Below are 7,340 nucleotides of genomic sequence, written 5' to 3' on the forward strand. Positions count from 1 at the left end.
GTTTTAAAGGCTATTCCGGGCTCTATTCCATTAGAAAAGACTTATACTCCATAACCCCATTCTATTAACTCATTCGAAAATTCGATGGAATATGCCCTGCTGGGATATAGAAGCAGTAGAAGAAGACGCGTATGGTATCCGATCCAGAATCTTGGTCGCTTGCGCGCGTCGCATGATCTTGAATAACAAGCTGGCTAATCGGATAAGGCGGGTCAGCAGTTAACCATTTTTCATAAAGCCATTCCGCAACGGAGGACAATCCATGACGGAAGTAATCGCAACCAATGAGACTATTCTCGTGGTCGGTGGCGGCATCAGCGGCATGACAGCTGCTATTGAAGCTGCCGAAACGGGGAAACAAGTCGTCCTGGTTGAAAAGCGCCCCTATGTCGGTGGTCGCGTCACTCAACTGTACAAGTACTTCCCCAAACTCTGCTTCCCCACCTGCGGGTTGGAGATCAATCAGCGTCGGGCGAAGATGAACCCCAACCTTACCATCCTCACGATGGCCGAGGTGACAGACCTCAAGGGAGAGGCGGGGAACTACACTGCCACAGTCAAGATCAGTCCACGTTATGTGAATGACAACTGTACCGCTTGCGGTGACTGCGCCAAGGTTGTTGAGAACGAGTTTGATAACGAATTCGACTACAACATGGGCAAACGCAAAGGTGCCTACCTGCCACACCGTATGGCTCACCCTCAGCGTTATGTGCTTGATCCGGCCATTATCGGAACCGATGAAGCGCAAAAAGCCAAGGATGCCTGCAAGGTCGGTGCAATCGATCTGGAGATGCAGGAAGAGAGCATCGAATTCAGCGCAGGCGCAGTTGTCTGGGCAACAGGCTGGAGACCTTACGATGCTAACAAAATCCAGCCCTACGGCTATGACCGCATCGCCAACGTGATCACCAGCGTCGAATTCGAGCGCATGTCGGATCCCAACGGCCCGACTGGTGGCAAGATCACCCGTCCTTCAGACGGTAAAGAGGTTAAATCGGTGGCATTCATCCAGTGCGCCGGCTCTCGTGACAAGAATCACCTGCTGCACTGCTCCCGCATCTGCTGCATGGCCTCACTGAAGCAGGCCACCTATCCAGCGGATGACGTAGATATCTCTATCTACTATATAGACATTCGCGCCATCGACCGCTTTGAAGACTTCTATCAGAAGGTCAAGGCACAAGATAACGTCAAGTTCATCAAGTCGAAGGTTGCCTCCATTGTCGAGAACAAAGAGAACGGCAATCCGACCCTGCATGGCGTCGATACCGAAGGTTACAACCGTTACGCTGACGAACATGACCTGGTGGTCCTGGCAGTGGGTATGGAGCCCAGTGTCGACAAGGCCAGCTTCCCGGTCGATATCACCATCAACGAAGAGGGCTTCATTGAGCCCGCACCTGAAAACGGTGGTGTCTTCGCTGCTGGTTGCTCTTCCGATGCATTGGATGTCAACCGCGCCGTTCAACACGCCACTGGTGCCGCACTACGTGCTATCCAGGTGGTCAACCGCGTAGCAGCGACGGAGGGTTAAGAGAGTGGCTGACGAAAAGAAATTTGCTGGATATGTCTGCACCGGTTGTGGTCTGGGCGAACGCCTGGATGCCGGTCAACTCGAAACCACCGCTACCCGCGACGGCAAGATGCAGAGCTGCAAGCAACACGAAATGCTGTGTAATGCTGAAGGCGTACAGATGATCAAAGACGACATCGCCAACGACGGTGTCACCCATGTCATGATCGCCGCCTGCTCCCGCCGCGCAAAAGTTGAAGCATTCAACTTTACCGATGTCGCACTGACCCGCGCCAATCTGCGTGAAGGTGTCATCTGGGTGCGCCCTGAGACTGATGAGAACACTGAGACCACCCAGGAGATGGCGGACGACTACATCCGCATGGCCTGCGCTGAACTCAAGTCGATGACCAAGCCCTCCGCCTCCGGAGAGCAGTCCATCAACAAAAATATCATGGTAGTTGGCGGTGGTATTACCGGCATGACGGCGGCAATCGAAGCTGCTGCTGCTGGTTACCCGGTTCATCTTGTAGAGAAGAGCGGTCAACTGGGCGGTGCCCTTGGCAGTTACTACAAGGTTATCCCCACCCGTTCACCTTATGCTGCTCCTGCCGAAAACCCAGTGCCCGGAATGATCCAGGCCATCGAAGCTGATGACAAGATCACCGTTCACCTGAACTGCACTGTCGCCAAAACCGATGGCGCACCAGGCCGCTTCAATGCCGAGATCGCTACCGAGTCCGGTAGCAGCGAGACCATCTCCATCGGCGCTATCGTTCAGGCTTCCGGCTGGAAACCTTTCGACGCCAGCAAGCTGACCGAGTTTGCCTACAGCCAGAGCCCTGATGTGGTTACCAACCACGAACTGGAAGCCCTGGCGGTTGCCGCCAACGGCGGGCCGATCAAACGCCCTTCCGACGGCAAAGAGATTAAATCAGTCTGCTTTATCCAGAACGCCGGTCAGTGTTCTGATAAAGAGGGTCACCTGAGCTACTTCTCTGGCGTTACAGATCTGGTCTCCATCAAGCAGGCGATGTACTTTAAAGAGCTGAACAGCGATTGTGATACCACCATCCTGTTCAACAACCTGCGTACTCCTGGTGCAGGTGGCGAAGACTTCTACCGCGCTGGTCAGCAGGCGATGGTCACCTTCTCCAAGGGTATCGCTTCAGAGGTTGTCGCAGGTGACAGCCTGACCGTCAAGTTCGAGGACAAGATCCTCAACGAAGAGACAGAGATGGCTTGCGACCTGGTGGTTCTGGCCACAGGCATGGAACCCAACTCCGGCCCCGATCCCTACGCTCAGTTGATGGTAGACGAAGCCGAGGATGAGGAAGAGAAGGCAAAGGCCCAGGCAATCCTGGAAAACGCACCGCCATCGATCCTCAACCTGCAGTATCGTCAAGGCACCGACCTGCCGCATCTGAAGAATGGGTTCAACGACTCGCACTTCATCTGCTTCCCTTACGAGACCCGCCGTACCGGCATCTATGCCGCAGGCCCTGTACGTCGTCCTATGGACGCCCAACAGGCTCGTGACGATGCAACCGGCGCTGCACTGAAAGCCATTCAGGCCGCAGAGAATTCCGGCCTGGGACGTGCAGCGCACCCCCGCTCCGGCGACCTCTCATTCCCAAGCTTCCGTAAGGAAGGGTGCACGCAGTGTAAGCGCTGTACCGTGGAATGCCCCTTCGGCGCCATCAACGAGGACGAACAAGGCTATCCGATGTACAACGAATCCCGTTGTCGTCGTTGCGGTACCTGTATGGGTGCCTGCCCAGTACGTGTCATCTCGTTTGAGAACTACTCGGTTGAGACCGTCAACCAGCAGATCAAGAATGTGGAGATCCCTGAAGAGTGGGACGAGAAACCACGCATTCTGGTTCTGGCCTGTGAGAACGACGCCTACCCGGCACTTGATCAGGCGGCCCAGGCGGGCGTTGAGATCAATCCATGGGCTCGTGTCATACCGGTTCGCTGTCTTGGTTCTGTGAGCCTCTCCTGGGTAACCGATGCACTGAACAACGGTTATGACGGTATCGTCATGATGGGTTGTCGTCGTGACGACGACTATCAGTGTCACTTTGTACGTGGTTCAGCCATGGCGGCAGAGCGTATGAGCAAAGTGGGTGACACCCTCGATACCCTGAACCTGGAACCAGAGCGTGTGATCCTGCACGAGGTTGCCATCACCGATGTTGAGCGCGCACCTAAGCTCATCAACGACATGGCAGAAACCGTGGAGAAGATCGGCCTGAGTCCGTTCAAGTTCTAAAGGATGGCAATCAGGGCCTGCGATGCAGGCCCTTCGCTGAACGCACGGCCTGAACAACTTTACTTTTTGTAGGGTGGACTTGGCCAACCACCCTGGACACCCTACAAAGGGGAGTAAAAATGAGTGATTTAAACACCGCAATGATTGAAAAATACCGCAGCAGCTTCCTCAAGGAAGTTGAGGCGAATGTCGAGGAGGGCGAATGGGTCAAGATGTGCATGCAGTGTGGCGTGTGCTCCGGCTCCTGCCCCCTGGGTAAACATTGGGATCATCCACCGCAAGAGCTCTTCATGATGATTCGCGCCAACAAGCGCGAAGAGGTGCTGAGCACCGACTCCATGTGGATGTGTACCTCCTGCTACAACTGTATCGCACGCTGCCCCCGCGGCCTGCCGATCACCCACATCATGCATGGCCTGGCGGTCTACTCCAAACGCCTCGGCCTGGTCCAGAAGAAACAGCCTACCGCTGAGTTCTCACAGATCTTCTGGGACAACCTGATGAAAAAGGGCCGGGTCAACGAGCTGAAACTCGGACTCTCCATGTACTTCAAGGACGGTTTCGGACAGGGTGTTAAAAACGCCATGGCCAACCAGAAACTGGGCCAGAACATGATGAAAGCAAAACGCATGAACGCCATGGAATTCTTTGGTGGACATAGCGTGAAAGATCTCTCCGGCTTCCAGAAAATAGTGAAGAAGGCCCAAGAGATCGAAGCTGGCAATCACGAAGACGCCAAGTGAGGAAATAACCAATGGCTAAGATAGAACTCTCATTCTACCCGGGTTGCTCCTCACAGAAGGGGGCCACCTCATCCAACTATTTAGTCTCAGCACAGACCATGTGCGAAGAGCTGGACATCCAGCTCAATGAGATCCCTGACTGGAACTGCTGTGGTGCATCCATCGGTTACGGTGGCGGTGGTGAACTGCCTCGCCTGACCCTGTCGGCCCGTAACATCGCCCTGTCTGAAGAGCACAACTCCGGACAGGAGATCGTTGCCACCTGCGCCGCCTGTTGGCTCTCCACCCGTGAGGCCAAAGAGCGTCTGCATGAAGATGAGCAGATGTTCAAGGATGCCAACGCAGCCCTCTCAGAGGCCGGCCTGAAATACAAAGGCGAATCCAATGTCCGCCATATGGTGGAAGTGCTGGTCGAGGATATCGGCTTCGACACCATCAAATCCAAGGTCAAAAAGCCCCTCGAAGGCTTGAAGATCGCTGGGTATGTCGGCTGTCAGACCAACCGTCCCTTCGGCATCGCAGGTGAGTCCTTCGAAAATCCGCAGTACCTGGACAAAATCGTAGAGAGCGTCGGCGCAGAGTCGATCCCCGGCTACGAAAAGAAAGTCCAGTGTTGCGGTGGCGCCCTCGCCTTCTCTGAGCCTGAAAAGTCTCAAGAGATGATCAAAGGCATCATCGAAGCGGCCTACGACAACGGTGCAGATATGATCGTCACCCCCTGCCCACTGTGTCAGGCCAACGTGGAGATCTACCAGGACAACATCAACGAGACCTATGGCACCAAGTTCAACATGCCGGTGGTCTACTACTCAACGCTGATGAGTGTCGCCTTTGGTCGTAGTGCAGCAGATGCCGCACTGAATGGTCAGGTGATTCCCGCCAAGCAGCTTGAAGAGATTGCAAACAAATAAGTCGATCGAGACAGAGCTGATAGAGAAAAGCCCGCTGATGCGGGCTTTTTTTTAGCTGGATAAAAATAGTTTCTCGATTAGGCGTCTCTAACCCATTCTCAGCCTTCAGCCTGGCAAGTTCAGATCACTAAGCGGACTCCTGACACCGAAAGCGCCACGTTTCAGATTTCCATGAATTTTACATCAGCACCTAACGTGCGGTATGGATACTCCGTAGGATGTGGTGAGGTACGAACCGCATCATTGATGTTTGATAATCGCTGCATTCTATTATTGATGCGGTTCGTGCCTCACCACATCCTACGTCCTATATGGGAAAGCAGTGCTGTCCTATTAACTTTCAATCTTCTCAGAACAATTAAAAAGCCCCTCTCCCTTTACGGGAGAGGGGTTGGGGAGAGGGTGTACGCGAAGCGTTTCATGTGGTTGAAAGATAAAACCGCATTGATCGTTCATATTTATCTTGCTGATTGTTGAAGAAAAATAGGGTGTTCATTCCCCCCTCCCAGGCACCTCTCCCCACCTATTTATGATACTGATGATTTGTAAGTTTTTTCTAGCTGTGATCCTTTGCTACTGATGCTTTTTCATATCCCAATTCTCAATCACCAATAGAAACCAATATCAATTAATCAGTTACAACCAAGATGGTTGAAGTAAGCTGGACAGCAGTAATGGAAAAGATTTAAACATGTGTCGAAATGTTTGAATAGGTGGCAATAAGTAGAGGCATTATCTATTGATAGTGAACAATAAAGTACTTGATCCAATAGGTGTATGAATCTATGGTTCTTTTACTGTACCGACGCACAATCATATAGTCGGTAATAGATTTAAGAAAGGGTGATGAATTAGACATGTCCACGATTCCCTTCGTAGCAATTGAAATAAACAGAATACGCTAAGAAATCAGTAACTCAAGGATAATTTGAGTACACTCTCCTTTTTAACTGGTCATGCAACAGTCATACGCTATAATTATTTGGAAATTCATATACATGAAAAGCATGTATATTTTATTCAACAATTAAAAAGGTCATCCTGATAATATGTATTAAAGGGTCATTGACCTTTTAATACAGCTGTTATGTTTTCTAGTGGTTTGAACTTATGCTAATCAAACGAGAAATAGATAACTATTTTTTGATCAAAGGGAAATTGCATATTCCTGATGTTCTTGGAATTAGAGCTTCTCGGGAATTGGGGGCAGGCGAGAAAATAGTTTGTGTTATTCATGATCTAAATGGAAATGAGTTTGAAGTAAATGCTAAAGTAGCCTTTGAGTTGATCAATTATAAGGGGAGAGCCGATAACCTAGAGAGTATTGGGGGAAGTATCGTCATTGATAATCCACCTGAGTCAAAGTCTTTTAAAGGTTGGACTCTTTTTGTTTCAACCGTAAATGTAGGTGAGTAGCTCATTGCTATTTTCGTATCAAGTTGTAGTCATCGTACAAACATAACAAAAAGCTGCACCTGACAAATACTACTACGCTCGTTTTTGTGTATGTCGCGAAAGAAGATAAATCAGGACAGGCATAATTTAAAGGAAGAAAACAGAATCCCCAGCTTCCATTTGTTTCTATTGGTATAAAATTATCACCACAATCGACTGACCCAGGAGGTTCAGCCGTTTATCATCTTCTAATTGAGTGATCTAGATTTGAATTTCCCGAATAAGGATCGAGAAGCATCCTACCAATGCGCTTTGATTGGCATAAATGACCCAAGCTGGGCTTGAATGATATCAGGTGGGTGATGTCTGATAAATCTGCAACGAAAACCCACTCGCACAGAACCACTTTCTTCCTCTACCTATGGCTTGTGTGAACTGCTTAATCCCTTCCCTTGTTCCTATCACTGTGTTGTAGTTTTTGCCATAGTTTTTTACGCTAT

At 50.7% G+C, this 7,340-nt stretch carries 7 protein-coding genes; 5 read left to right on the forward strand and 2 right to left on the reverse strand.

Annotation, left to right across the window (positions count from 1 at the left end):
• Positions 1-64: 64 nt before the first annotated feature.
• Positions 65-409: a hypothetical protein gene (locus AC4IFB_RS03240; protein WP_490775602.1), complete on the reverse strand. Its 345-nt coding sequence runs from the start codon at positions 407-409 to the stop codon at positions 65-67.
• Between AC4IFB_RS03240 and AC4IFB_RS03245 the strand changes: the two genes are divergently transcribed.
• The 4 genes from AC4IFB_RS03245 (at position 323) to AC4IFB_RS03260 (ending at position 5,445) form a co-directional block, all read left to right on the forward strand.
• On the forward strand, positions 323-1,537 hold the full coding sequence (locus AC4IFB_RS03245) for a heterodisulfide reductase subunit A (protein WP_490775600.1): 1,215 nt from the start codon (positions 323-325) through the stop codon (positions 1,535-1,537). The two genes, AC4IFB_RS03240 and AC4IFB_RS03245, sit on opposite strands and share 87 nt — an antisense overlap.
• A gap of 4 nt (positions 1,538-1,541) precedes the next feature.
• Complete coding sequence (locus tag AC4IFB_RS03250) at positions 1,542-3,791, forward strand: FAD-dependent oxidoreductase (RefSeq protein ID WP_490775492.1); 2,250 nt, start codon at positions 1,542-1,544, stop codon at positions 3,789-3,791.
• Between the two features lie 119 nt (positions 3,792-3,910).
• Complete coding sequence (locus tag AC4IFB_RS03255; RefSeq protein WP_490775491.1) at positions 3,911-4,534, forward strand: 4Fe-4S dicluster domain-containing protein; 624 nt, start codon at positions 3,911-3,913, stop codon at positions 4,532-4,534.
• Between the two features lie 11 nt (positions 4,535-4,545).
• Entirely contained in the window at positions 4,546-5,445 is a 900-nt protein-coding gene (locus AC4IFB_RS03260) for a CoB--CoM heterodisulfide reductase iron-sulfur subunit B family protein (RefSeq protein WP_490775490.1), read from the forward strand.
• Between the two features lie 736 nt (positions 5,446-6,181).
• On the opposite strand, the gene AC4IFB_RS03265 is transcribed toward AC4IFB_RS03260, so the two are convergent.
• Complete coding sequence (locus AC4IFB_RS03265) at positions 6,182-6,304, reverse strand: phage integrase N-terminal SAM-like domain-containing protein (protein ID WP_490775489.1); 123 nt, start codon at positions 6,302-6,304, stop codon at positions 6,182-6,184.
• Positions 6,305-6,555: 251 nt separating this feature from the next.
• Between AC4IFB_RS03265 and AC4IFB_RS03270 the strand changes: the two genes are divergently transcribed.
• A complete protein-coding gene (locus AC4IFB_RS03270; RefSeq protein WP_490779374.1) occupies positions 6,556-6,861 on the forward strand; it encodes a hypothetical protein in 306 nt (101 codons plus the stop codon).
• The last annotated feature ends 479 nt before the right edge of the window (positions 6,862-7,340 follow it).

The sequence above is a fragment of the Candidatus Thiodiazotropha sp. AKIB8 genome, assembly GCF_058244675.1.